Annotated in this window: 30 protein-coding genes; 20 read left to right on the top strand and 10 right to left on the bottom strand. The window is 61.7% G+C overall.

Annotated elements, in window-relative coordinates; translation table 11 throughout:
* Positions 1-45: 45 nt before the first annotated feature.
* The gene (locus AAG092_RS12355; protein ID WP_373386920.1) at positions 46-945 is read left to right on the top strand and encodes a D-hexose-6-phosphate mutarotase; all 900 of its coding nucleotides are present in this window, start codon (positions 46-48) and stop codon (positions 943-945) included.
* 554 nt (positions 946-1,499) lie between these two features.
* Here the strand turns inward: AAG092_RS12355 and AAG092_RS12350 are convergent.
* Positions 1,500-2,600 carry a TRAP transporter substrate-binding protein gene (locus AAG092_RS12350; protein ID WP_110682733.1) on the bottom strand — a complete coding sequence of 367 codons (1,101 nt, stop codon included), beginning with the start codon at positions 2,598-2,600 and terminating at the stop codon, positions 1,500-1,502.
* A 260-nt stretch (positions 2,601-2,860) separates the two neighbouring features.
* Between AAG092_RS12350 and AAG092_RS12345 the strand changes: the two genes are divergently transcribed.
* Both AAG092_RS12345 and AAG092_RS12340 read left to right on the top strand, forming a co-directional pair.
* Entirely contained in the window at positions 2,861-3,403 is a 543-nt protein-coding gene (locus AAG092_RS12345; protein ID WP_373386919.1) for a TRAP transporter small permease subunit, read from the top strand.
* Positions 3,396-4,772, top strand: a complete 1,377-nt coding sequence (locus AAG092_RS12340) for a TRAP transporter large permease subunit (protein ID WP_373386918.1) — start codon at positions 3,396-3,398, stop codon at positions 4,770-4,772. The genes AAG092_RS12345 and AAG092_RS12340 overlap by 8 nt, the downstream gene beginning before the upstream one ends.
* A gap of 36 nt (positions 4,773-4,808) precedes the next feature.
* Here AAG092_RS12340 and AAG092_RS12335 read toward each other — a convergent pair whose 3' ends face one another.
* From AAG092_RS12335 to purE, 8 genes are all read right to left on the bottom strand, one after another.
* A complete protein-coding gene (locus AAG092_RS12335) occupies positions 4,809-6,005 on the bottom strand; it encodes an ABC transporter permease (RefSeq protein WP_373389592.1) in 1,197 nt (398 codons plus the stop codon).
* Positions 6,006-6,180: 175 nt separating this feature from the next.
* A complete protein-coding gene (locus AAG092_RS12330) occupies positions 6,181-7,392 on the bottom strand; it encodes an ABC transporter permease (RefSeq protein WP_373386917.1) in 1,212 nt (403 codons plus the stop codon).
* Entirely contained in the window at positions 7,392-8,075 is a 684-nt protein-coding gene (locus tag AAG092_RS12325; protein WP_110682729.1) for an ABC transporter ATP-binding protein, read from the bottom strand. Before AAG092_RS12325 ends, AAG092_RS12330 begins: the two co-directional genes overlap by 1 nt.
* 199 nt (positions 8,076-8,274) lie before the next feature.
* Complete coding sequence (locus tag AAG092_RS12320) at positions 8,275-9,417, bottom strand: efflux RND transporter periplasmic adaptor subunit (RefSeq protein WP_373386916.1); 1,143 nt, start codon at positions 9,415-9,417, stop codon at positions 8,275-8,277.
* A 164-nt stretch (positions 9,418-9,581) separates the two neighbouring features.
* Complete coding sequence (locus AAG092_RS12315) at positions 9,582-10,115, bottom strand: DUF3299 domain-containing protein (protein WP_373386915.1); 534 nt, start codon at positions 10,113-10,115, stop codon at positions 9,582-9,584.
* A 141-nt stretch (positions 10,116-10,256) separates the two neighbouring features.
* Positions 10,257-11,012 (bottom strand): substrate-binding periplasmic protein, encoded by a 756-nt coding sequence (locus AAG092_RS12310; RefSeq protein WP_373386914.1) that lies wholly within the window; start codon positions 11,010-11,012, stop codon positions 10,257-10,259.
* Between the two features lie 55 nt (positions 11,013-11,067).
* A complete protein-coding gene (locus AAG092_RS12305) occupies positions 11,068-12,153 on the bottom strand; it encodes a 5-(carboxyamino)imidazole ribonucleotide synthase (protein WP_373386913.1) in 1,086 nt (361 codons plus the stop codon).
* A 13-nt stretch (positions 12,154-12,166) separates the two neighbouring features.
* On the bottom strand, positions 12,167-12,655 hold the full coding sequence (gene purE / locus AAG092_RS12300; RefSeq protein ID WP_373386912.1) for a 5-(carboxyamino)imidazole ribonucleotide mutase: 489 nt from the start codon (positions 12,653-12,655) through the stop codon (positions 12,167-12,169).
* Between the two features lie 433 nt (positions 12,656-13,088).
* On the opposite strand from purE, the gene AAG092_RS12295 reads away from it, so the two are divergent.
* The 6 genes from AAG092_RS12295 (at position 13,089) to AAG092_RS12270 (ending at position 15,987) form a co-directional block, all read left to right on the top strand.
* A complete protein-coding gene (locus AAG092_RS12295) occupies positions 13,089-13,592 on the top strand; it encodes a hypothetical protein (RefSeq protein WP_373386911.1) in 504 nt (167 codons plus the stop codon).
* 109 nt (positions 13,593-13,701) lie between these two features.
* Complete coding sequence (locus AAG092_RS12290; protein ID WP_373386910.1) at positions 13,702-14,085, top strand: hypothetical protein; 384 nt, start codon at positions 13,702-13,704, stop codon at positions 14,083-14,085.
* Positions 14,086-14,160: 75 nt separating this feature from the next.
* Positions 14,161-14,613: a hypothetical protein gene (locus tag AAG092_RS12285; RefSeq protein ID WP_373386909.1), complete on the top strand. Its 453-nt coding sequence runs from the start codon at positions 14,161-14,163 to the stop codon at positions 14,611-14,613.
* A gap of 75 nt (positions 14,614-14,688) precedes the next feature.
* On the top strand, positions 14,689-15,099 hold the full coding sequence (locus tag AAG092_RS12280; RefSeq protein WP_301405749.1) for a hypothetical protein: 411 nt from the start codon (positions 14,689-14,691) through the stop codon (positions 15,097-15,099).
* 77 nt (positions 15,100-15,176) lie between these two features.
* Positions 15,177-15,518 (top strand): hypothetical protein, encoded by a 342-nt coding sequence (locus AAG092_RS12275; protein WP_373386908.1) that lies wholly within the window; start codon positions 15,177-15,179, stop codon positions 15,516-15,518.
* Positions 15,519-15,603: 85 nt separating this feature from the next.
* Entirely contained in the window at positions 15,604-15,987 is a 384-nt protein-coding gene (locus AAG092_RS12270) for a hypothetical protein (RefSeq protein ID WP_373386907.1), read from the top strand.
* A 94-nt stretch (positions 15,988-16,081) separates the two neighbouring features.
* Here the strand turns inward: AAG092_RS12270 and AAG092_RS12265 are convergent, their stop codons facing one another.
* Complete coding sequence (locus tag AAG092_RS12265) at positions 16,082-16,279, bottom strand: hypothetical protein (RefSeq protein ID WP_373386906.1); 198 nt, start codon at positions 16,277-16,279, stop codon at positions 16,082-16,084.
* 58 nt (positions 16,280-16,337) lie between these two features.
* On the opposite strand from AAG092_RS12265, the gene AAG092_RS12260 reads away from it, so the two are divergent.
* The 11 genes from AAG092_RS12260 to AAG092_RS12210 all read left to right on the top strand — a co-directional run bounded on the left by AAG092_RS12260 (position 16,338) and on the right by AAG092_RS12210 (position 23,081).
* Positions 16,338-16,796 carry a hypothetical protein gene (locus tag AAG092_RS12260; RefSeq protein ID WP_373386905.1) on the top strand — a complete coding sequence of 153 codons (459 nt, stop codon included), beginning with the start codon at positions 16,338-16,340 and terminating at the stop codon, positions 16,794-16,796.
* A gap of 16 nt (positions 16,797-16,812) precedes the next feature.
* Positions 16,813-17,190, top strand: a complete 378-nt coding sequence (locus AAG092_RS12255) for a hypothetical protein (protein WP_373386904.1) — start codon at positions 16,813-16,815, stop codon at positions 17,188-17,190.
* Positions 17,191-18,196: 1,006 nt separating this feature from the next.
* Positions 18,197-18,616: a DUF1493 family protein gene (locus AAG092_RS12250; RefSeq protein WP_373386903.1), complete on the top strand. Its 420-nt coding sequence runs from the start codon at positions 18,197-18,199 to the stop codon at positions 18,614-18,616.
* Positions 18,617-18,692: 76 nt separating this feature from the next.
* A complete protein-coding gene (locus tag AAG092_RS12245) occupies positions 18,693-19,103 on the top strand; it encodes a hypothetical protein (protein ID WP_373386902.1) in 411 nt (136 codons plus the stop codon).
* A gap of 485 nt (positions 19,104-19,588) precedes the next feature.
* On the top strand, positions 19,589-19,918 hold the full coding sequence (locus AAG092_RS12240; protein WP_373389591.1) for a DUF6869 domain-containing protein: 330 nt from the start codon (positions 19,589-19,591) through the stop codon (positions 19,916-19,918).
* 85 nt (positions 19,919-20,003) lie between these two features.
* On the top strand, positions 20,004-20,384 hold the full coding sequence (locus tag AAG092_RS12235) for a hypothetical protein (protein WP_373386901.1): 381 nt from the start codon (positions 20,004-20,006) through the stop codon (positions 20,382-20,384).
* A gap of 105 nt (positions 20,385-20,489) precedes the next feature.
* Positions 20,490-20,867 carry a DUF6713 family protein gene (locus AAG092_RS12230; protein ID WP_373386900.1) on the top strand — a complete coding sequence of 126 codons (378 nt, stop codon included), beginning with the start codon at positions 20,490-20,492 and terminating at the stop codon, positions 20,865-20,867.
* Between the two features lie 141 nt (positions 20,868-21,008).
* On the top strand, positions 21,009-21,317 hold the full coding sequence (locus AAG092_RS12225; RefSeq protein ID WP_373386899.1) for an NIPSNAP family protein: 309 nt from the start codon (positions 21,009-21,011) through the stop codon (positions 21,315-21,317).
* Positions 21,318-21,320: 3 nt separating this feature from the next.
* Positions 21,321-22,322, top strand: coding sequence for a peptidoglycan DD-metalloendopeptidase family protein (locus AAG092_RS12220; protein WP_373386898.1), 1,002 nt, complete (start codon positions 21,321-21,323; stop codon positions 22,320-22,322).
* Positions 22,323-22,401: 79 nt separating this feature from the next.
* Positions 22,402-22,731: a cupin domain-containing protein gene (locus AAG092_RS12215; protein ID WP_373386897.1), complete on the top strand. Its 330-nt coding sequence runs from the start codon at positions 22,402-22,404 to the stop codon at positions 22,729-22,731.
* On the top strand, positions 22,728-23,081 hold the full coding sequence (locus AAG092_RS12210) for a glutaredoxin family protein (RefSeq protein ID WP_373386896.1): 354 nt from the start codon (positions 22,728-22,730) through the stop codon (positions 23,079-23,081). Before AAG092_RS12215 ends, AAG092_RS12210 begins: the two co-directional genes overlap by 4 nt.
* Positions 23,082-23,087: the final 6 nt, after the last annotated feature.

Here is a 23,087-nt window from a genome sequence, read left to right as displayed (position 1 = left end):
CCGCCACCTGCGCTCAAATGGCTCGTCGACCTTCCGGAGCCGGCCATGAGCCAAGCGCAAATCGAACGAGTGGAACTGGGTGAGCTGACCTGCTGGCGCGTGCAGCTGGGCGACAGCGAATTGCTGGTGACCCAGCAGGGCGCGCAGATCCTGCATTACCAGCAGGGCGAGCAGCCGCCGATCCTCTGGCTCAGCGAGCAGGCCGGCTACCAGCGCGGCCAGTCGGTGCGCGGCGGGGTGCCGGTGTGCTGGCCCTGGTTCGGCGACCTGGCGCGCAACCCGCTGCCGCTGCAGGCGATGCACGACGACCCGGCCAGCGCGCCGGCCCACGGCGGCGTGCGCGGGCTGGACTGGCAGCTGCTGGGCATCGACCAGCAGGGCGAGGCGGTCAGCCTGCGCTTCGCCTTCGACAGCCGCACGCAGCCGCTGGCGCACTGGCCGCATGCCGTGGAACTGAGCCTGGAGATCCGCCTGGAGCAGCGCCTGCACCTGCGCCTGAGCAGCCGCAACCTCGACCAGCAGACGCTGCACCTGAGCCAGGCCCTGCACAGCTACTTCGCCGTCAGCGACATCCGCCAGGTCAGCGTGCTCGGCCTGGACGGCTGCCGCTACCTGGAGACCCTCGACGGCTGGGAGGAACGCCGCCAGCACGGCGCCCTGCAGTTCGCCGGGGAGACCGACCGCGTGTATCTGGACGTGCCGCCGCGCCTGGCCCTGGTGGATGCCGCCTGGAACCGGCGCATCCTCCTGGAGGCCACGGGCTCGCGCTCGGCGGTGCTGTGGAACCCCTGGATCGACAAGGCCCGGCGCCTGTCGCAGTTCGCCGGGGATGCCTGGCAGCGCATGCTGTGCATCGAGACGGCCAACGTCTGGGACGACTGCATCGAGCTGGCCCCCGGCGCCAGCCACGAGCTGCACCTGAGCCTGTGGAGCGAGGCGCTCTGAGGCCGCCTGCGGGGCAAAGAAAGGTTCTGCACGCCAGTGCGAGGATCAGGAGAGTGACACCGGACCGGCAAGATTGTGTGCCCTTGGCGTGACGGCTTGCCGCTTTCCGTGCTGGCGGAGGGTTCTGTTTTCGCCCCGCCGGGCGAGTCACTTTCTTGTTGCTTGCCCAACAAGAAAGTAACCAAAGAAGAAGGGCACCCCGACATCCGGGTCTGGCCTGCGGCCAGACTTCCCTCCTTCCGGCGCCGCTCCGGGGGCCGGCATACACGGGCCATCCCTGGCCCGTTATGCCTCTCGCCGCATCCTTGCGGCTCGCTCCCCTGCGCGACACCTCCACTCAGCCTCCTGACGGGGACTCGGCTGCGCGCCGCCTGACACGTCGCGCGTTCAGCCATCGGCTGTCCTGCTGTGCCCCCGCGGCCGTTCAGGCAGCAGTAAAGGTCCCTTGTAGGAGGACGAACGGCCCGGGAGGCAGCGAGAGGGCTGGGCATCCCAGCGCACATGAAAAAGGCCGGTGGGTCGCCCCACCGGCCTTTTCCGTTAGCGAGCCGCCGTCAGCCGCGGATCTTGTAGATGTCCTCCTCGGCGACCTTGGCGTACTCCTGCAGGCGCTTGAAGTAGGCGCTCTGCGCCTCGAACACCTTGGCCGAGGCCGGGTCGGCGGCGGCCGTCGCGGCCACCACCTCGGCGGCCACTTCCTTGAGCTTGGCCAGCACCTCGTCGGGCAGGCGGCGTACTTCCACGCCCTCGCCCTTGAGGGTTTCCAGGGCTTCCATGTTGCGCGCGTTGTACTCGTCGAGCATGTCGGCGTTCACGTCACGGGCGGCGGCGCGGACGATCGCCTGCAGGTCGGCCGGCAGGGTCTCCCAGGCCTTGAGGTTGACGTCCAGCTCGAAGGTCACGTTGGGCTCCTGCCAGCCCGGGGTGTAGTAGTACTTGGCCGCCTTGTGCAGGCCCAGAGCCAGGTCGTTGTACGGGCCGATCCACTCGGTGGCGTCGATGGCGCCGGTCTGCAGGGCGGTGAAGATCTCGCCGGCCGGCATGTTGACCACGGTGCCGCCCATCTTGGTCAGCACCTCGCCGCCCAGGCCCGGGGTACGCATCTTCAGGCCCTGGAAGTCGGCGACCGAGTTGATCTCCTTGTTGAACCAGCCGGCGGTCTGCACGCCGGTGGCGCCGCAGAGGATCGGCAGCACGCCGAACGGCTTGTACACCTCCTCCCACAGCTGCATGCCGCCACCCTTGAACAGCCAGGCGTTCATCTCGGCGGCATTCGGGCCGAACGGCAGGGCGCAGAAGAACTGCGCGGCCGGCACCTTGCCCTTCCAGTAGTAGGGTGCGCCGTGGCCCATCTCGGCGGTGCCGCGCGACACCGCGTCGAACACCTCCAGGGCCGGCACCAGTTCGCCGGCGGCGTAGACCTTGACGGTCAGGCGACCGCCGCTCATCTCGTTCACCAGCTTGGCGAAACGCTCGGCACCGACGCCCACGCCGGGGAAGTTCTTCGGCCAGGAGGTCACCATCTTCCAGGTGAAGGTCTGGCCGCCGCCCCCTTGCTGCGGCTCGCAGTTCGCCTCGGGCTGCTTGTTGCAACCGGCCAGCGCGGTGGCCGCCAGGCCGACACCGGCGGCGGCGATGATGTCACGACGTTTCATGCAAGACTCCTTATTGTTGTAATGCCCCGCGGCGCCATCGCGCCGAAGTGAAAATGGTCTGACCAGAGGATCGCCCGGGTCGGACTGAGCCCCATAACCTTAGGGGTTGCCGACTCTCAAGCCTAGCCGCTTCGACTAAAGTCGTAGTGAGATTGCTGCGCGCACATGCCTGCTGCCAGAATCGCCGCCTGCCCCGTGCAGCAGAAGGCCGCCACCCGCGGCCAACGCCTTGCCCACGCTGATAACAAGAAGGACCCACGATGTCCACCACTCCCCCGCTACTCGGCATCGCCCAGGCGTTCAACGCCGTGAATGCCGCCCTGGGCCGGGCCTGCGCCTGGCTGACCCTGTTCCTCGTGCTCGGCACCGCCGTGGTGGTGGTGCTGCGCTACGGCTTCGGCATCGGCGCCACCGCCCTGCAGGAGGCCGTGATGTACGCCCACGCCCTGGTATTCATGGGCGCCGCCGCCTGGACCCTGCAGCGCGGCGGCCACGTGCGCGTGGACATCTTCTACCAGAAGTTCTCCGGGCACCGGCAGGCGCTGGTGGAGATCCTCGGCAACCTGCTGTTCCTCCTGCCCTTCTGCCTGTTCCTCGGCTGGAACAGCTGGGACTACGTGACCGCCTCCTGGTCGACCCTGGAGAAGTCCGGCGAGTCCGGCGGCCTGGCCTTCGTCTACCTGCAGAAGACCATCATCCTGGTGCTGGTGGTCAGCCTGGTGCTGCAGAGCCTGGCCGAGCTGATCCGCTACGGCTACATCCTCGCCGGCAAGCTGCCCGCGCCGGAGGTGAAGCATGGCTGAGTTGATGGCGATCCTGCTGTTCGTCAGCATCTGCCTGGCCCTGATGGCCGGCTACCCGGTGGCCTTCACCCTGGGCGGCGTATCCCTGCTGTTCGCCGGCATCGGCATGGCCACCGGCACCTTCGACGGCGGCTACCTGCACGCCCTGCCCAACCGCCTGTTCGGCATCATGAACAACCAGACCATGCTGGCCGTGCCGCTGTTCGTGTTCATGGGCGTGATGCTGGAGAAATCCAGGGTGGCGGAAGACCTGCTGGAGTCCATGTCGCGGCTGTTCGGCACCCTGCGCGGCGGCCTGGCGATCTCCGTGTGCGTGGTCGGCGCGCTGCTCGCCGCCAGCACCGGCATCGTCGGCGCCACCGTGGTGACCATGGGCCTGCTGGCCCTGCCGACCATGCTGCGGCGCGGCTACGACCCGGCCATCGCCACCGGCACCCTGGCCGCCACCGGCACCCTGGGGCAGATCATCCCGCCGTCGATCATCCTGGTGCTGCTGGGCGACGTGATGTCCAGCGCCTACCAGCAGGCGCAGCTCAAACTCGGCGTGTTCTCGCCCAAGACCGTGTCGGTCGGCGACCTCTTCGTCGGCGCGCTGATCCCCGGCCTGGTGCTGGTCGGCCTGTACATCCTCTACCTGATCATCGTCGCCATCGCCCAGCCGAAGAAGCTGCCGGCGCTGCCGCAGGAAGAGCTGGGGCCGATCGAGTGGGGCAAGCTGATCGCCGCCCTGGTGCCGCCGCTGGTGCTGATCGCCGCCGTGCTCGGCTCCATCCTGACCGGCTACGCCACCCCCACCGAGGCCGCCGCCCTAGGTGCGGTGGGTGCCATGCTGCTGGCGATCGGCAAGCGCCAGCTGAACTTCACCCAGCTCAAGGAAGTGGCCTACGGCACCACCGAAATCAGCGCCATGGTGTTCCTCATCCTGATCGGCGCCTCGCTGTTCTCCCTGGTGTTCCGCGGCTTCGGCGGCGAGGTGCTGATAGAGGACGTGTTCGCCCAGCTGCCCGGCGGCGTGCTCGGCGCCTTCTTCCTGGTAATGCTGGTGATCTTCCTGCTCGGCTTCATCCTCGACTTCATCGAGATCATCTTCGTGGTGGTGCCGATCGTCGGGCCGGTGCTGCTGGCCATGGGCCTGGACCCGATCTGGCTGGGCGTGATGATCGCCCTGAACCTGCAGACCTCCTTCCTCACCCCGCCATTCGGCTTCTCGCTGTTCTACCTGCGCGGGGTCACGCCGAAGTCGGTCAGCACCATGGTGATGTACAAGGGGGTGGTGCCCTTCATCGCCATCCAGATCCTCATGCTGGTGGTCGCCTACTTCTGGCCACAGCTGATCACCTGGCTGCCGGAGCAGGTCTACGGCAAGTGACCCGGAGGGCCCGGCGCACGACGGGCCTTCTGCTTTTCACTCCCCGCGCAGCGCCTGCACCGGATGCAGGCGCGCCGCCGCGCGCGCTGGGGCCAGGCCGGCGAGCATGCCGATCAGCGCGGCGAGCAGCAGCGCCAGCAGCAGGAAGGCCGGGCGCAGCGCCAGCGGCAGGTCGGGCGCGGCCAGGTGCAGCAGGCCGAGCAGCAGCGCCATCAGCAGCAGGCCGAGCAGGCCGCCGGCCAGCGACAGCAGGGTGGCCTCGGCGAGGAACAGGCCGAGCACCTGCCGCGGGCTCGCGCCGATGGCGCGCAGCAGGCCGATCTCGGCGGTGCGCTCGCCCACCGTGGTGGTCATGATGGTGAGGATGCCCACCGCGCCGACCAGCAGCGACACCCCGCCGAGCACGGCAATGGCGTAGGTGAGCACGGCGAGGATGCGCCCCAGGCTGGCCAGCATGTCGTCCTGGGTGGTCAGGTTGAAGTCCTCCATGCCGTGGCGCTCGATCAGCAGCGCGCGGATGCGCTCGGCCATCGGCGCCGAGGCGGTGCCGGGGCCGAACACCACGTCGATCTCCATCAGCCCCTCGCGGTTGAACAGGGCCTGGGCCCAGTCCACCGGGATGTAGGCGATGTCGTCGAGGTCGAAGCCGAGCAGCTGGCCCTTCTCTTCCATCACCCCGATCACCCGGAAGCGCGTCCCGCCAATGCGCACCAGCTGGCCCAGCGGGTTGGCCTCGCCGAACAGCTCGGCGCGCAGCTTGTGGCCGAGCACCGCGTAGGGCGGCGAGCGGCCGTCGCGCGCCGGCGGCAGGAACTGGCCGAGGGCCAGGCGGAAGTGCCAGGCCTGGGCCAGCTGGTGGCCGGCGCCGAAGATGTCGCTGCTGCGGCTGAACTGGCCGTACTGGATATCGCCGGCGCCCTGGATCAGCGGCACCACCGCCTCGACATGCGGTAGCCGGCGCAGGGCGTCGGCATCGGCCAGGCTGAGCGGGCGCACGCTGCTGAGGATGCCGCCGAGGCCGCCGGTCTGGGTCTTGCCCGGGTGGATGGCGATGATCCGCGTGCCGAACTGCGAGAAGTTGTCCAGCACGTAGCCGCGCAGGCCCTCGCCGATGGCGGTGAGCAGCGCCACCGCGGCGATGCCGATGGCCACCCCGAGCATGGTCAGCAGGCTGCGCAGCGGCCGGCTGGTGAGCGCCGAGGCGGTCAGGGCGAAGCCATCCCGCAGGCGCATCATGGCCGGCCGCCCTCGCCCGGCAACCTGCCGGGTGGCAGTGGCCTGGCTTGCCGGCGCGGCTTGAACTGTGGGAGCGGCCTTGGCCGCGACAGGCGCCTGACCTCTGCACAAGAGCATCGCGGCCAAGGCCGCTCCCACGGGGGCCGCTTCCACCCAGACGGCAGGCCGCCCATCAGCGCGCAGCCTGCGGACGCAAGGCGTCCACCGGTTGCATGGCGGCGGCGCGGCTGGCCGGCAGCCAGGCGAACAGCAGGGCGGTGAGCAGCGCCAGGCCGAGGGCGCTGGCGCCGGCCCACCAGGGCGCGTACAGGGGGAAGTCCCACAGGCGCCGGCCGGCCCACAGCAGCGCCTCGCCCAGCAGCAACCCGGCGACGGCGCCGGCCAGGGTCAGCAGCGTGGCCTCGCCGAGGAACAGCAGGCGCACCTGCGCGGAGGTGGCGCCGATGGCCTTGAGCAGGCCGATCTCGGCGGTGCGCTGGCTCACCGAAATCCAGGTCACGTTCATGATCAGGATGCCCGCCACCAGCAGGCTGATGGCGGCGATGCCGGCCAGCGCCAGGGTCAGGGCGCGGAGGATGTCGGCGAAGGCGGCGAGCATGGCGTCCTGGCCGATCAGGGTGATGTCGTCCTCGCCCTCGTGGCGCTCGCGGATGGTGGCGCGGATCTGCTCCTTGCCACTGGCCAGCAGGTGCGGCCCGCGCAGCTCGGCGAACACGCGGAACAGCCCCTCGCGGTCGAACAGGGTCTGCGCGCTGGCCACCGGGATGATCAGCAGCTCGCCGAAGTCCATGCCCAGCGACTCGCCGCGCTCGGCGAGGATGCCGACCACGCGGAAGCGCCGGTCACCGGCGCGCAGCCACTGGCCCAGCGCCGGGGCGCTGCCGAACAGCTCGCGGCGCAGCTTGGCGCCGATCACGCAGACCGCCCGCGCCTCGTCGAAGTGCAGTGCCGGCAGGGCCTGGCCCTGGCTGACCTGAAGCTGGCGGATGGCGAAGAACTCGTGGCTGGTGCCGAGGGTGAAGGCCTCGCGGTTGCGGTTGCCAACGCTGACCTCGACCTGCCCGGCCTGCAGCGGCGCCACCCGCAGCACGCTGGGCAGGCGGGCGATGGCCTGGGCGTCCTGCAGGGTCAGGTCGCGCGGCGCCAGGCCGGTGATCGGCGGCATGCCGCCGCTGGTTTCCTTGCGCCCGGGCAGGACGATCAGGGTGTTGCGCCCGAGCACGGCGAACTCGCCTAGGATGTAGGTGCGCGCGCCCTCGCCGAGGCCGGTCAGCAGGTTCACCGCGACCACCCCGATACCCACCGCCAGCAGCAGCATCAGGCTGCGCGAGCGGTGCCCGCGCAGGGCGCCGAGCCACAGGCCGAGGGCATCGGCGGCGCGCATCAGGCCGGCTCCCGGCGGCGGTCCTCGACCACCTTGCCATCGCGCATGGCCAGCTGGCGACCGGCGCGCGCCGACAGCTGCGCGTCATGGGTCACCACCAGCAGGGTCAGGCCCTCGCGGTTGAGCTCCTCGAGCAGCGCCACCACCTCGCCGCCGGACTGGCTGTCGAGGTTGCCGGTCGGCTCGTCGGCCAGCAGCAGGGCCGGCTGCATGCACATGGCGCGGGCGATGGCGACGCGCTGGCGCTGGCCGCCGGACAGCTCGCCGGGGCGATGCGCCAGGCGGTCGCCCAGGCCCAGGCGCTCGATCAGCGGCGCGCTGCGGCGCTGCCGCTCGGCCGGCTCGATACCGGCCAGGAGCATCGGCAGCTCGATGTTCTCGCGCGCGGTCAGGCGCGGGATCAGGTGGTAGGACTGGAACACGAAGCCGATCCAGCGGCTGCGCAGCTCGGCGCGGCGCGCCTCGTCCAGCGCCGCGGTGGCCTCGCCGCGCAGCCAGTACTCGCCGCTGTCGGGGGCATCGAGCAGGCCGAGGATGTTGAGCAGGGTGGACTTGCCCGAGCCGGAGGGGCCGGTGACCGCCAGGTACTCGCCGGCGGCCACGTCCAGGTCCACCGCGTCGAGGCCCATCACCCGCTGCTCGCCAAGCTGGAAGCAGCGCGTCACGCCACGCAGGCGGATCATGGCGCTGGGGCTCCCGGGATGGAGGACGGGTGGTGGGCAACATGAACAGGGATGGTCGCGTGGTAGCCCGGATGCAATCCGGGGACGGTGCTGCCTGTTTCCCGGATTGCATCCGGGCTACGAGCCGCAGGCCTCGCTGTCCCGCTTACGCGCCTCACCGCGCGCCCTACCAGGAAAGCGCTATTGGCCGTCGCGGTATTCACCGCGCGTCCTCCTGCGGGCGCACTGCCAGGCCGTCCGCCAGGTTTTCGATGTCGAGGCCGGCGAGGATGCGCTCGCCCGGCTGCAGGCCGCCGACGATCTCGGTCCAGCGCCAGTTGCCCAGGCCGGTGTCGACCCGCACCTCGCGCAGCACCCCGGCGGCCTCGTCGTAGCGGTACACCCGGCCGCCCTCGAACAGGGTCTCGGTGGGCACCCGCAGCACCTCGGCCTTTTCCTCCAGGAGGATTTCCACGTCGGCGCTGTAGCCGGTGAGCAGCAGCACCTCGGGCGGCACGCTGGCGAAGCGCACTTCCACGTCGACGGTACGCGCCTGCTTCTCCAGGTCGCGAACGAAGGGCGCGATGCGCGTCACCTCGCCCTCGAAGTGGCGCGTGCGGAAGGCGTCCAGGCCGATGCGCACCGGCATGCCCGGGCGCACGCGGGCGGCGTCGACCTCGTCGATCGGCGCCTCGACGTACAGGCAGCTGTCGTCGATCAGGTCCACCGCCGGCGGCGTGGGGATGCCCGGCGGCGAAGGGGTGACGTACTCGCCCAGCTCGCCGTTGATCTGCGCCACTATGCCGGCGAAGGGCGCGCGCAGGGTGGCCTGGTCCAGCAGCGAGCGCTGCAGCGCCAGCTGCGCCTCGGCCTCGGCGATCTGCGCCTCGCTGGCGCTGCAGACCAGGGCGGACAGGTTGGCACGGGTCTCGGCCTGGTCCAGACGGTCGGCGGCGGCCAGCTTGCGCTCGGCCAGATGGCGCAGGCGTTCGAGGTCGCGGCGTTCCAGGCTGGCCTGGCGGCAGCGCTGCTCGCGGGCGTTGCGCTGCCCGGCCAGGCGCGCCTCGGCCTCCTGCACGCGGGCCAGGCGGTCGTCCTGGCGCAGGCGCAGCAGCACCTCGCCGGCCTGCACGCGCTGGCCCTCGTCGACCAGCAGCTCGGTGACCTGGCCACCCAGGTTGAACGACAGCCGCGAACGCCGGCAGGCCTTGAGGGTGCCGGCGCGGGTGTTGGCCACCAGCGTCTCCACCGGCCCGCGCTCGACCGTGACCAGGCGCACGGCCAGCGGCTGCGGCCGGCTCCACCACCAGGCCAGCAGGCCCAGCAGCAGGAGCACGGGAAGGACGATCAGCAGTTTGCGCATGGGCGGCATCCCAACCTGGCGGTTCGTTCAGCCTAGGTAATGGGCGCAGGGATGCGCCAGCGGCGCGATGCCGCATGTGCCGGGGAGCCCTGCTCCAACGCCGGCTGGCGTAGCCCGGATGCAATCCGGGAACCAGGCCACTGCGCTCCCGGACTGCATCCGGGCTACAGGTCGTCTTCCTCGACCAGGCGCACGCTGCTGGCGTCCAGGGCGTAGACCGCCTCGGCCAGCTCGTTCTCCACCGGCTCGATGTGCAGGGTGCCGCTGACCCACAGCGGCGCGTAGATGTCGTCGAGGACGATGCCCTCGGGGTAGCGCACCAGCACGATCTGGTTCGGCGGCGGCGGCGGCACGTGGATGCAGGCGCCCGGATAGGGCACCAGGAACAGCAGGGTGCTCTTGCCCTCGGCATCGCTCTCCAGCGGCACCGGGTAGCCGCCCAGGCGCACTTGCTTGCCGTCCAGGCGGGCCACCGTCTTCTTCGAGTACATCACCGCCGGCAGGTCGCGCGCCTGCTGCTTGAGGCCGCCCTGCTGGCCGAAGGTGCCGGCCGCCTCGGGGGTCTCGTGGCTGATCTCGGGCATGGCTTCGAGGGCCTTCTGGTCCTCGAGCGGCATCAGCTCCAGCCAGTCCAGCTCGCGGGGCTCGGACCAGGCCAGGGTGGGAATCAGCAACAGCAGCAACAGGGGGGCTTTCACGGCGGGCTCCGGCAACGGGTGGCAGGGGTTGGACAGGGCGGACGATAAAGCATTCCCGCCGGGCTGTCTCCGCGGCGGCTCAGGCGCTGCGGGCTGGCGGGCATGCCGAGTCGCCGTCCCACCCTGCCCCGTGCCAGGCCCTCAGGGCAGCGGTGCCTCGATGCCGCTGGCACGGTAGATCGCCGCCACCTCGCCACGCGCGCGCATGGCGGCCAGCTCCGCGCCGAGGCGGTCATAGAGTTCGGTACGGTCCTCCTCGTAGAGCCGGCGCGAGGCCCCGAAACGGTTGTCGATGAGGATCGGCTCACGGTACTCGGCATAGGCATAGGCGCTGAAGCCGATACGGGCGAAGGCGGCTTCCAGGGCGGCACGGTCGAGCACCACAATGGTATCCAGGCGGCCGGCGCGGAACATCTGCGCCAGCACGTCGTCGTCGCGCAGGGCCTCGCGGTACAGCCGGGTGTCCGCGTCGAAGCGCGGGAAGTAGGCGGTGCCGCGCTTGACCCCGATGCGCAGGTCGAGCAGGTCGTCATAGTTGCGCAGGGCCCGCTCGTAGCCGGGACGCACGAGAAACAGCACCTCGCGCGGCTGGCTGCCGATGCTCGGCAGGAAGTGGATGTAGTCCTCCCGGCCCTCGCCGGCCAGCACCCGCGGCACCAGGTCGATACGCCCTTCGCGCAGGTCCGCCAGGCTGCGCGCGAAGGGCGCGAAGCGCCACTCCAGGCGCACGCCGATGCGCTCGGCGGCAGTCTCCAGCACGGTCACCAGCGGCCCGGACGGGCGGCCGTCGACGCTCCACATTTCCGGCGGGCGGTCGCGCAGATCGACGCGCAGCACCGGCTGCGCCAGGGCGGCGCAGGACAGCAGGCAGGACAGCAGCAGGGTGGCCAGGCGCATCGGCGGCTCGGCTTCGCGGAAGTGATGCGCAAAGCTTAGCCGATGCCCCGGACGGTCAGGCCTGGGCGATCAGCGCCTCGACCTCGGCGATGCGTGCCTTGAGGGTCGCCATATCCTTGCAGCGCAGGGTGGCGTGGCCGACCTTGCGCCCGGCCTTGAAGGCCTTGCCGTAGTGGTGCAGGTGGCAGTCCTCGATGGCGATCACCTTGCTCACTTCCGGCACCGCGCCGATGAAGTTGAGCATGGCGCTCTCGCCCACCTTGGCGGTGGAGCCCAGCGGCAGGCCGGCGACGGCGCGCAGGTGGTTCTCGAACTGGCTGCACTCGGCGCCTTCGATGGTCCAGTGCCCGGAGTTGTGTACGCGCGGGGCGATCTCGTTGGCCTTCAGGCCGCCGTCCACCTCGAAGAACTCGAAGGCCAGCACGCCGACATAGTCGAGCTTCTGCAGCACGCGGCCGACGTAGTCCTCGGCCAGTGCCTGCAGCGGGTGCGCGGTGCTGGCCACCGACAGGTTGAGGATGCCGCCGACATGGGTGTTGTGCACCAGCGGGTAGAAGCGCGTCTCGCCGTCGCGGGCGCGCACGGCCACCAGCGACACCTCGCCGGTGAAGGGCACGAAGCCTTCGAGGATGCATGGCACGCTGCCCAGCTCGGCGAAGGCGCCGACCACATCCGCCGGCTGGCGCAGGACCTTCTGGCCCTTGCCGTCGTAGCCCAGGGTACGGGTCTTGAGCACCGCCGGCAGGCCGATGGCGGCCACGGCGGCGTCCAGGTCGGCCTGGCTCTGCACGTCGGCGAAATCCGGAGTGGGGATGCCGAGGTCCTTGAACATGGACTTCTCGAACCAGCGGTCACGGGCGATGCGCAGCGCCTCGGCGCTCGGGTAGACCGGCACGAACTGGGAGAGGAAGGCGACGGTCTCGGCCGGCACGCTCTCGAACTCGAAGGTCACCAGGTCGACCTCGTCGGCCAGCTGGCGCAGGTGATCCTGGTCGCCGTAGTCGGCGCGGATATGCTCGCCGAGGGCCTGCGCGCAGGCATCCGGGGCCGGGTCGAGGAAGGCGAACTGCATGCCCAGCGGAGTGCCCGCCAGGGCCATCATGCGGCCCAGCTGGCCGCCACCGATTACGCCGATCTTCATCTGTTCATTCCAGTCAGGAGCGGGGATCAGGATTGTCCAGCACGGTCTGGGTCTGCTCGTCGCGGAACTGCTTGAGCTTCGCGTGGAACTGCGGGTGCTGGTGGCCGAGGATGCTGGCGGCGAGCAGCGCGGCGTTGATCGCCCCGGCCTTGCCGATGGCCAGGGTGGCGACCGGGATGCCGGCCGGCATCTGCACGATGGACAGCAGCGAATCGACGCCCGACAGCACGGCGGACTGCACCGGCACGCCGAGCACCGGCAGGTGGGTCTTGGCCGCGCACATGCCCGGCAGGTGGGCGGCGCCGCCAGCACCGGCGATGATCACCCGGATGCCACGGCCCTCGGCCTGCTCGGCGTACTGGAACAACAGGTCCGGGGTGCGGTGGGCGGACACCACCTGCACTTCGTAGGGGATGCCCAGCTTGTCCAGCATCTCCGCGGTGTGGCTCAGGGTGCTCCAGTCGGACTTGGAGCCCATGATCACGCCAACCAGTGCGCTCATCGTTCTGCCTCTTGCTCGGGCGCCTGTCGGCGCGACAAAAACCAACAAGCCACGCATTCGGCGTGGCTTGTCATGTGCGGGTTCGGGCCAGGGCGGCCCGGAGGCGGCGCAGTATACCGCAAAGCCACGGCAGTCGCGCCTGTGGCGTGACCGTCCGTCAGCAGGGGCGGGCCGGCCCCTCCTTAATAAGGAAGGCCGGCCACGCTTGAGACGCGCCTGGCGCTGGGGCAGACTGCCAGCATCCCCCTCTCGCTGGATATGGAAGTCCGTATGCGCCCTGCTCCTACTCTTCCTGTCGCACTCCATACGGCGTGGCTATATATAGGCATCGCAATGCCCAGCTATAGCCAATACAACCAGTATCGAACACCATGCCTATCCCTAGGCATGTCGTATAAACACTAGTTAGGCACTCACCAGCAATGAGCCACGCATGAAATCTGAGAAATGGCAGTGCATCAACTGCAATGCAGAGAACCATATGTCAGCAGAAATCTGCTCTGGCTGTAAAAAGTCATGTTATGAGATTGATGATGAGCAATACATACATAATCTAATAGCATCGCCAGAGCAAAGACGACCTGACGGCTCAAACAGAGTACCCTATAGAAAGCTAAACGGCGCGCGAGAAGCAGCTTTTACGCTACCGCTTATAATTATCCCCTTTGTCATGCAAAGCCTTTCGCACACTCCCGCCAACCTAGGAATGAACGCAGATACCGCACTATTCATAATGTATGAATTAATACCGACAATCCTGCTGACAATAGGCGCACTTTTGTTCTGCATCTATAGTTGGAGCGTGGTCATTGATCACATGGATAGAAGAAAAAACGAGGTCACCTATTATGACTTTCAGAACAAACTTCTAAAGCCAAGCCTTATTCTTATAGCTCTGGCCTTGACTATAAAAATAATAGTTTCTGAAATCACATAGGAGCACGCCTAACAATGCGCTTAACTGCCGCTCACTTCGTTCGCTGGACAGCCAAAAGCTATGCTTTTGTCTGCCCGTTAGCTTAATCGTTAGGCGGAATTTAATATCAGTGACTGATTTTGACTTTGACAAACCGTACGGTGCCAGCTGGAAAACGAAATTGGCTACCGCCATTGGAGTTACAGCAAACACCTTGGTTGCGCTAGCCGATACAGGTCTTTTCGTGACTGCTATTTCTGTATTATGGGGCTGGTATTTTATTGGCCTAGGCAGCTGCTTAGTCTTATTGGTTCTAGCTATTGATCGTCGAGCTGATCTCAGGCGGCTCATCCGCCGACAGCCGCTCTGGCACAAAAGCGAGCGAATATACCTAATCTACTTCTTTGCATTAGTAGCGGTTGCCATTGTGGTGAACCTTGTTTTTGTTGTTCTTTTTATTACCGGCAACTACGAGCCGCCGTTTGGTGGCACTCCTATCGGGTATGCCGCCTAACAATGCGCTCAAAGCGCTCACTCCGTTCGCTGGGACCGGCGAAGCCGGCCCCTTAGCTTAACCGTTAGGTATCACATGGAAACTACTTTCTCAGCCAGGGTATGGAACTGGTATGCAGAGGATGAGTATGAAAAGCTACTTTCATTTCTACAACTCTGCTATGGGCTAGAGTTTCTTGCGCTCGAAGCAAAACAACAAAGCGAATCGATACCATATTGTCCCGCATGCGAAGTGTGGAGCGAAAAAATATTAAGGGTTAAGGATTTTGCTGACGATTACGGAAATGACATTCCCACCGATATAAAAAGCGAGCTACTCTCAATATTTGAAAGCTGCAACAACTTAAGCAGTGATGCATTTCACTGCGATGATCAATTTATGTTTAGCCATAATGAATGGGCGAGCATTAGAAGCGCCGCCACCAATTGTTTAGCGCGCATTGAGTGGAATACTTTAAAGGCATATGCACACGAATTTGAAGGGCGAGCTAGAAATGTGCTCTATGGCGTCCCGTACCAAGAAACCTAACTAGTGGTTCAAATCGCTCGCTTCGCTCACTGGGACGGGCTAAAGCCCGCCCCTTAACCAAACGTTAGGTCTCACATGGAAATTTCGCGATTGCTAAAAAAGCGGCAGCTTAATGTCCAAGAGCAGAACGCAATCGCTGAGCACAGGCTGCTCTCCATAGCCAAATATTGGCATGAGCATCCAATACCTCCAGCCCTGTTCGCCTACGGCAAAGAGCAAGGCATACTCTGGAGCGGCACAATCGTTCTAAAACTTGAAATCGACTTTCCAGGTATGCCGAGCCTATTCGGAAGAATCCTAACCAATACTGGCCGTTTCATTGAGTTCGAGCTAGAAACAGATAACACCCATGAGAAACTGCTTTCGGTTGAACAATGGGAGGATGTTACAAACACCCAAAATTTCTCCGAGCACAACAAAGGCAAGGGCATTGGTTATGGAGCCATAGCAATGAAAATTCAGAACCAACTGTGTGGTGAAACCTAACTAGTGGTTCAAACCGTTCGCTTCGCTCACTGGGACGGGCTGAAGCCCGCCCCTTAACCAAACGTTAGGAGCCAAGGATGTGGCAGCCGATACAACTACATGAACTGAAAGCGCTGATTGCCCAGCAAGTCGTTGAGTGCTCTCCAGAAACTCGCGCGCTGTTTGAGGCTAATGCTATAGCACCGCAAAAATGGGCACTCTCACCATGGGGTAACGATGGTGGTGGCTTCTGGGCAATTGCCATAATTGGCAAAACTGTCCTCTGGTACAACGATATTGAGGAAGGCTTCAATACATCATCGTTTACCCACGAGGGAACCATAGAGCAGTATTGGTGCAACCAAGACACACTGCATGAAGCAATGCTTGGCCTCACCCCAAACTCTCCAAAACTAGGAGCACCCGATGCACCTGCGTAAGCTCCTAACAATGCGCTCAAAGCGCTCACTTCGTTCGCTGGGACCGGCTAAAGCCGGCCCCTTAGCTTAATCGTTAGAGAAAAACATGGAACGTAACCCGATACTACTTGGGCTAGCCACAGCAGCAATTGCATTTCTGATCGTTAAGCTCCTCAAGGCCACACTGGGCAACCACCTCGCAGGCTTCATGCTGGAAGCTATCTATAACCTTCCATGGCTAGCTGGTGGCTTCGTCACTGGTTACAAGTCCAAACTTTTCCCACTCAAAAATGGGGCTATCGCCGGCGCGCTTTATGGGTTCATCTTCTGCCTAATCGGCATCATTCTAGTTTCAACTCAGACCTATGGAGTACAAGAGAAAATTTCACAGCTTGGCATCGCAGCCATAGCCATTCTAAAGTTCTCTTTCATGTTCTCCTTGGCATCCGCCTTCGGGCATGTACAGAAATTACCGCGTGCAGTTCTCTAACAATGCGCTCAACTGCCGCTCACTTCGTTCGCTGGACAGCCAAAAGCTACGCTTTTGTCTGCCCGTTAGCTTAATCGTTAGGCAGCAAGAGCAATCAGGAAAGTAAACGCATGGATAGCGCGCAGGCCATCTTCAAAAAACGTGCAGCAAATGAGCAGCCAATTAAGTTCATGGCTGCAACCATCGCGCCGCCTGCGGGGCCATTGCGGTAAAGCAAATGCGGGTTTTGCGGCAGCAGTGTTCGGCTCAGCACCGTGCCTAACACTTGTCTCAAGTCGTTCGCTCCGCTCACTTGGACGTCCAAAAGCTGCGCTTTTGGCCGCCCCTTAGCCAAACGTTAGGCAAAATTCATGGCTTCGAGTAAGCGACTAAGCAGCGTATCTCACAGCATCGCGCACCACGCAGTGAGCGGCTTGTCGTATGTGCATCCACATCTGAAGCAAGCAGCAAAAGCGCATGCAGAAGAAACAGTTTTTATTAATCTTCTTGCAGACGAACCCTGTCCACAGCGGTTCTCTGGAATCGCGCCACTGAAAGCTGCGCTAAATTCCTTGAGGCTGCGCTTTATAGAAATACTTAAGTCCGAAGGCTTTTCAGAGTCAGAGCTAAAAGCAGCGGTACTGATGTTTGAATTTCCAGAAAAATATGCTGATGATTACTGCAGCAACTGTCACTCTTTACTAGTCCACACAGCCGGTAAAAATTACGCACACGCAGTCAACTATATGGGCGCGTCAATTTCGCCTAACAATGCGCTCAAAGCGCTCACTTCGTTCGCTGGGACCGGCGAAGCCGGCCCCTTAGCTTAATCGTTAGACCCAGATCATGAACGGATTCACCCGAGAAAATTCATCAACCATTGCCTTTATCGTGAATTGCTATCTCAGCAACTCAATCAGCACAGATGAATTGCAGCAATGGGCTGCACGAATCATGGAATCAACTGAAGAATACCCTGATTACATAGTTGATTTGCTGAGCTTTGATGCTCCTCGCGTCCATATTTACAAAGCAATCGGATTCAGCCCTATCCGTAGCTTTACAAATCAGGAGGACGAAGCAATTCTTGGCATTACATACCTGCGTAATCGCGAAGTGTTTGACGGCCCAACTAGAGAGCGTGCTATAAACTCGCTACATATGAACCAGGCTATCCTTGCAGAATTTAGAACTGCTTTTCCGTTCATCCAAGTAGCGGTGTAAGGTCTAACAAATGGTTCAAACCGTTCGCTTCGCTCACTGGGACGGGCTAAAGCCCGCCCCTTAACCAAACGTTAGGCTCCGCCAGATGAGATTTTGCAAGATACTAAAAGAGACATTGTATTGATGGCCATCTGAAGTACGAGTTGACGATGGCAAGTTGACCGAAGGCAATGGCGGATTTTTCCCAACGCTATCCGCAATTTGGGACAAAGCTGAAGATCACTCTGCATCATGGAGTGACTGGCATAAGATCATGGTCTGGGCAGTTTTCTGCGGCCTTCACAAACAAGCGATTGAGTCTCTACAGTCTGGCGGCACAAGGATATATAAATCCAAAATAGACAAGGTTTATGTAGAAAAACGATTCTCCGAAAGCCTTTACGTTTTAAATCCCAGCTACCCGAGTTGGATGAGAAAATCTTATAAAAATGACCTGTGCAAAGCAGAGCCTAACAAACGGTTCAAGGTCGCTCGCTCCGCTCACTCAGGACGTCCACAAGCTACGCTTGCGTCCGCCCCTTAACCTCTCCGTTAACCGAAATTTATGGTAATGCAGTGCGATGTGGTCTTGTCTATTCTGGCAGTTCAATATTGCGTGTATTTGGCAGGTGTACGTCAGATAGAGGTTTATGCATGTCAGTAAAATTGGTATGAATGAGTTTCTAATTTTGGCTTCATACAATAAGTGGATTGTACCAAGAATGTATGGCTTGCTACCGAGTTTGAACTGACAACAAAATAGCGAGCAGGGTTAAAACCAAGCATGAAACTTCATGGCCATGATGGAACATAGTAAGTCAATAACTTGCAGGTTATACGGCAAATGCATTGACTCGTAAGTGGCAGCGTGCGCAGCTTGCAAATAAGAAAAAAGAAAAGTTAGCGCCCTGCGGGCAAAAAGCAAAAGCCAGTGTAAGATTACGGTTAACAAGTCAAGTCACTCGGCCAGCTGAAGCTGACCTGGGACGCCGCTACGCGGCGCCCGTGCTCTCCACGTTAGGCGAATATGGATATCGAAGAAATCTACAATTTTCTTGAAAAAAGCAAAGGAGTAAGCAAAGACAAACTTACTCCAAAAGCTGACCTATGCTACGACCTTGGCATAGACGGAGATGATTTCTTTGAGCTAATGGAAGATTTTTCATCAAGATACAACGTATCCATGAACAACTACTGCTGGTATTTTCACCACAAAGAAGAGGGGTTAAATTTCGGCGCTCTATTTTCGCCAGCACCATATCAGCAGGTTAACCGCATACCGATCACCCCAGAAATACTACTGCTTGCCGCCACAAATAAAACATGGCCAATAATTTATCCAGAGCACAAAATCAGCAGTCGGCGCACCGAGAGCTTAATAAATAAAATGCTCATAACCATATTATTAGGCTTTGTTGCCATATGCATAGTGTCAGAACTCGCCTAACAAATGGTTCAAGTCGTTCGCTTCGCTCACTCGGGACCGGCTAAAGCCGGCCCCTTAACCAAACGTTAGGTCTCACATGGAAATTTTGCGATTGCTAAAAAAGCGGCAGCTCAATGTCCAAGAGCAGAACGCAATCGCTGAGCACAGGCTGCTCTCCATAGCCAAATATTGGCATGAGCATCCAATACCTCCAGCCCTGTTCGCCTACGGCAAAGAGCAAGGCATACTCTGGAGCGGCACAATCGTTCTAAAACTTGAAATCGACTTTCCAGGTATGCCGAGCCTATTCGGAAGAATCCTAACCAATACTGGCCGTTTCATTGAGTTCGAGCTAGAAACAGATAACACCCATGAGAAACTGCTTTCGGTTGAACAATGGGAGGATGTTACAAACACCCAAAATTTCTCCGAGCACAACAAAGGCAAGGGCATTGGTTATGGAGCCATAGCAATGAAAATTCAGAACCAACTGTGTGGTGAAACCTAACTAGTGGTTCAAACCGTTCGCTTCGCTCACTGGGACGGGCTGAAGCCCGCCCCTTAACCAAACGTTAGAAGGCAAGAAGGTAAATTTGTGAATCGCCAATTAAAAGCAATTACCACAGGTTTAGCCCTTGCATCTATTCCAATAGCGTTAACCTTTGCCTCTGGTTACACGAAATTTATTTTTATAGTTTTCCCAATATCCCTGCTGATTTTTATGGTCACAGCAGCCTCAAGGTCATGCTGTCAGCACTGCGGACAACCAACAATCTATAGTATCAACGGTCGGGCTTGGAGCATTTGTATAAGTGGCTCATGTCCCAGTTGCGGCAAACCATGTTAATCGTGGCTTTGCCATCTAACTACTGGTTCAAGCCGTTCGCTTCGCTCACTCGGGACCGGCTAAAGCCGGCCCCTTAACCAAACGTTAGCCACAATCGTCGCATTGCGACCCACAACATGAACCTAGAAGAATTTGCTACTCAGTGAATAAACGATATCGATGCACTGAGCAATGACTCCGAGCTACCGAGAACAGAGTCATTTCTGACAGACCTCTGGCTCAAAGGTAACCATGAGCAGCTATGGGAGTTTATTTGCCACACAGCTGAAAGAGATCTCTCAGAAAGAGTCGCTAGCTACCTAGCAGCCGGCCCATTGGAAGACCTACTTGCAAGCGCGGGGCCTGAGTTCATTGATCGTGTTGAGGCGCTTGCATCAAAAAGCAGTAAATTCAAATACCTGCTTCAAGGCGTTTGGAGAAATGAAATAGAGGAAAGTGTTTGGCAGCGCATACAATCAATCCTTGGCAAGGGCTAACAATGCGCTCAACTATCGCTCACTCCGCTCGCTGGACGTCCAAAAGCTGCGCTTTTGTCCGCCCGTTAGCTTAATCGTTAGACCTATGGATAACCCATACAAAGCACCAGCATCAGAGCTGCAGGAGCAAAAGGTAAGCTCCACCTCGGGGCTCATACAGCGGCTGCTTGGAACCGCCTTTGCCTTCATTGCCGCTCTAATACCAACAGTCGTTACTCCACAATTCAGAAGTGTATTCACAGGTTTCGGAGCTGAGCTCCCCATTGTCACTCAACTATTTATCGACTATCACCTCACCCTCTGGGCACTGCCCATTTTTGCAATAGCAGTTCACTTTTTCTACCCAAACACAAAGAAGCGGAAACTTCTTTCTCTACTGCTCGGCATATTCAGCCTGCTTGTTATTATCCCACTCATGATGTGGGCTTTATATTTACCAGTCTTCCAGTTAGGCCAAGCAGCGTGAAACGGGCTAACAAGCGGTTCAAGGTCATTCGCTGCGCTCACTCCGGACGTCCGCAATACGCTTGCGTCCGCCCCTCAACCTGTCCGTTGTACGCCGGGGTCCGCCATGAAAGAGAAATTGCTTTATTTGGGCGTGGGAATACTCTTTACTCATGAATTAGACGCAATGCGCAATAATGAGTGGCTAGTTCTTCCCCTGACAAGCTGGCTCCCTAGCGAATACGCTGAAGCTGTATTTGTTTGGGCCCATATTCCACTATTTGCAGCACTGGTGGCAGCGCTCGCAAGCCTGGAAATGAAAATCCGCCAAAATACTCGACTCGGCTTCTCGATATTTCTGGTAATCCATGGAATTCTGCATGCTGTTTTTTCGGCTCACGAAAAGTACGAGTTCGCGTCATTGACGTCAAACGTACTTATTTTCGGCGGAGCACTATGCGGCGCCCTATACTTGCTGCTTAATGGGCGCGCAAGTCGCACATAGCCGTGCAATTAAACACCGCCGATGACGGTCAGGCCGAATGCACTGTATGCATAGGCGCATAACAATAAGCTCAAATCGCTCGCTTCGCTCACCGAGACAGGCTAAAGCCCGCCCCTTGGCCAAACGTCATCAGGAAATTCTATGATCACCTGCTACCTCAAATACATAATCGATCCATACAAGCTCAAGGAATTCGAGCACTATGGAAAACTATGGATTCCTCTGGTTGAGAAATTTGGCGGCACGCATCATGGCTACTTTCTACCCGCGGAAGGGGCCAACAATGTTGCGCTTGCCCTGTTTACCTTCCCCAGCCTGGCTGACTACGAGCAGTACCGGGAGCGGTCGTTCCAAGATGAAGCCTGTGTGGCCGCCTTCAAATACGCCGAGGAAACCAGGTGCATCCTCAGCTATGAGCGCTCTTTCTTCAGGCCGGTGCTCAATGCCTGACGCATGGCTCAGGTCGCCGGCTTGGAGCCGGCTAAATCCCGCCCCCTAACCAAACGCTGGAAAATATCGGTGCAAGGAAGACAACCGTACATCGCGCCCCTCCTGCTGGCCGCATTGCTCTCCTGCAGCGCGTTCGGCCAGGAGATCTACAAGTACCGGGACGCCAGTGGGAAGTGGGTTTTCACCGATAAGCGCCCGGCGGCAACCCAGGCGGCGGAAAGCCTGGTGCTCGAGGAGCGCCAGGAGACCACCCACAAGCCCCGGGTCTTCACGGAAACCCGCGACGACGGGCATTACCTGATCGCGGACAATCCCCTGCATGCGCCCGTCGAGATTCGCGTGCTGTCCAAGGCTTTCACCGGCGGCTCGCTCAGCCGTGTGCTGCCTGCGACGAGGCAGGAGGTGCTGCACAAGAGCCAGACGGCCATCGCGCCGGTCCGCTATGGCTGGCGGCTCGGCGACCCGGCGGCCAGGGAAGTCGACTATCTGTACAACCCGCCGACGCCCTTCAACCGGCTGCACCGGGTGTCGCAGTCGTTCAACGGCAGCTTTTCGCACACCGATATCGCGAACAGGTTTGCCGTCGACATTGCGATGCCGGTGGGCAGCGATATCCATGCCGCCCGCGAAGGCACGGTGATCTGGACCAAGGACGACTACCACATGAGCGGTCGCACCCAGTACTTCCTCGACAAGGCCAACTACATCAAGGTCCTGCATGCGGATGGCACCTACGCCGTGTACGCGCACATCCTGATCGGCAGTGCCAGGGTCAAACCCGGGGACAGGATCGCAGTGGGCGATGTGCTCGCCCGGTCCGGCTCGTCGGGGTATTCGACCGGCCCGCACCTGCACTTCGTGATTCGCAAGAACAGTGGCTTGCAGACCGTGTCCATTCCCTTCAGCTTTCGCGACGCGGATGGCGCGCCCTTTACGCCACGCGAAGGCATGAAGTTGCGCGGAATAGCCCCGGGCCAGATAGGCTCGCTCAAGCCAGCAAACTGATCGGCAGCGGCGTGCTGCCGAGGATTCAAGCCCTGCCGCTGCGGCACGGGCGCCCCACCCAGTGTCAACGGAGGACACCATGCCTGGCGATTACCCCAGCAAGATCAAGCAGCTGCCGCTCTACGACGGCCGTTTCGACGCCTACAAGCTGACCGCCGAGGGGGCCGATGTGCTGTTCGCCTCCTACCCGGCCGGCACCTCGATTCCGCCGCATCGCCACGACACCGACAATCATGGGGTGATCACCCGTGGCGAGTTGATCCTGAGCATGAACGGCGAGACCACCCGGGTCGGCGTCGGCCAGTGGTATCACGTGCCGGCCCATGTCGAGCATGCCGCCCGCTTCGAGGTGGAGACCGACGAGGTCGAGTTCTGGTTCGCCGCTCCCGAAGACAAGGACGCATCGTGAAGAAGATTCTGTTGCTCGCCGCGCTGCTGGCGCTCGGCCACAAGGGCTGGACCTACTACCAGGCGCAGAACGTGCAGCCGCGCTATGCGCACGACTACCTGGCGGTCTACGGGCGCGACTCCTGCGGCTATACCCAGGGCACGCTGCAGGCACTGCGCCAGGCGGGGGTGCGCTTCGAGTACCTGAACATCGACGATCCGGCGGTGGCCGACGGGCTGCATGCGCGGATGACGGCCCAGGGCATCGATACCCGCCACTACCTGCTGCCGGTGGTGGACCTGAGCGATGCGATCAGCGTCCGTCCGAACAATGCGGAGCTGGTGCGGGCCGCCCGCGCGCAGTCGCTCTGAACGGGC

Origin of the sequence: Pseudomonas alcaligenes, from assembly GCF_041729615.1 — a bacterium.
GTDB classification, from domain to species: domain Bacteria; phylum Pseudomonadota; class Gammaproteobacteria; order Pseudomonadales; family Pseudomonadaceae; genus Aquipseudomonas; species Aquipseudomonas alcaligenes_B.
The sequence above is the reverse complement of the archived record's forward strand: the minus strand, read 5'-3'. Positions and strand labels throughout refer to the sequence as shown.

Coding starts and splice junctions, on each gene's coding strand:
- AAG092_RS12325 (WP_110682729.1), bottom strand. CDS start 8,075: ATGATCCGCCTGCGTGGCGTGACGCGCTGCTTCCAGCTTGGCGAGCAG.
- AAG092_RS12220 (WP_373386898.1), top strand. CDS start 21,321: ATGGCTCAGGTCGCCGGCTTGGAGCCGGCTAAATCCCGCCCCCTAACC.
- purE (WP_373386912.1), bottom strand. CDS start 12,655: ATGAGCGCACTGGTTGGCGTGATCATGGGCTCCAAGTCCGACTGGAGC.
- AAG092_RS12335 (WP_373389592.1), bottom strand. CDS start 6,005: ATGCGCCTGCGGGATGGCTTCGCCCTGACCGCCTCGGCGCTCACCAGC.
- AAG092_RS12230 (WP_373386900.1), top strand. CDS start 20,490: ATGAAAGAGAAATTGCTTTATTTGGGCGTGGGAATACTCTTTACTCAT.
- AAG092_RS12225 (WP_373386899.1), top strand. CDS start 21,009: ATGATCACCTGCTACCTCAAATACATAATCGATCCATACAAGCTCAAG.
- AAG092_RS12260 (WP_373386905.1), top strand. CDS start 16,338: ATGGCTTCGAGTAAGCGACTAAGCAGCGTATCTCACAGCATCGCGCAC.
- AAG092_RS12245 (WP_373386902.1), top strand. CDS start 18,693: ATGGAAATTTTGCGATTGCTAAAAAAGCGGCAGCTCAATGTCCAAGAG.
- AAG092_RS12340 (WP_373386918.1), top strand. CDS start 3,396: ATGGCTGAGTTGATGGCGATCCTGCTGTTCGTCAGCATCTGCCTGGCC.
- AAG092_RS12310 (WP_373386914.1), bottom strand. CDS start 11,012: ATGCGCCTGGCCACCCTGCTGCTGTCCTGCCTGCTGTCCTGCGCCGCC.
- AAG092_RS12320 (WP_373386916.1), bottom strand. CDS start 9,417: ATGCGCAAACTGCTGATCGTCCTTCCCGTGCTCCTGCTGCTGGGCCTG.
- AAG092_RS12215 (WP_373386897.1), top strand. CDS start 22,402: ATGCCTGGCGATTACCCCAGCAAGATCAAGCAGCTGCCGCTCTACGAC.
- AAG092_RS12295 (WP_373386911.1), top strand. CDS start 13,089: ATGAAATCTGAGAAATGGCAGTGCATCAACTGCAATGCAGAGAACCAT.
- AAG092_RS12255 (WP_373386904.1), top strand. CDS start 16,813: ATGAACGGATTCACCCGAGAAAATTCATCAACCATTGCCTTTATCGTG.
- AAG092_RS12280 (WP_301405749.1), top strand. CDS start 14,689: ATGGAAATTTCGCGATTGCTAAAAAAGCGGCAGCTTAATGTCCAAGAG.
- AAG092_RS12250 (WP_373386903.1), top strand. CDS start 18,197: ATGGATATCGAAGAAATCTACAATTTTCTTGAAAAAAGCAAAGGAGTA.
- AAG092_RS12275 (WP_373386908.1), top strand. CDS start 15,177: ATGTGGCAGCCGATACAACTACATGAACTGAAAGCGCTGATTGCCCAG.
- AAG092_RS12285 (WP_373386909.1), top strand. CDS start 14,161: ATGGAAACTACTTTCTCAGCCAGGGTATGGAACTGGTATGCAGAGGAT.
- AAG092_RS12345 (WP_373386919.1), top strand. CDS start 2,861: ATGTCCACCACTCCCCCGCTACTCGGCATCGCCCAGGCGTTCAACGCC.
- AAG092_RS12270 (WP_373386907.1), top strand. CDS start 15,604: ATGGAACGTAACCCGATACTACTTGGGCTAGCCACAGCAGCAATTGCA.
- AAG092_RS12350 (WP_110682733.1), bottom strand. CDS start 2,600: ATGAAACGTCGTGACATCATCGCCGCCGCCGGTGTCGGCCTGGCGGCC.
- AAG092_RS12355 (WP_373386920.1), top strand. CDS start 46: ATGAGCCAAGCGCAAATCGAACGAGTGGAACTGGGTGAGCTGACCTGC.
- AAG092_RS12330 (WP_373386917.1), bottom strand. CDS start 7,392: ATGCGCGCCGCCGATGCCCTCGGCCTGTGGCTCGGCGCCCTGCGCGGG.
- AAG092_RS12305 (WP_373386913.1), bottom strand. CDS start 12,153: ATGAAGATCGGCGTAATCGGTGGCGGCCAGCTGGGCCGCATGATGGCC.
- AAG092_RS12235 (WP_373386901.1), top strand. CDS start 20,004: ATGGATAACCCATACAAAGCACCAGCATCAGAGCTGCAGGAGCAAAAG.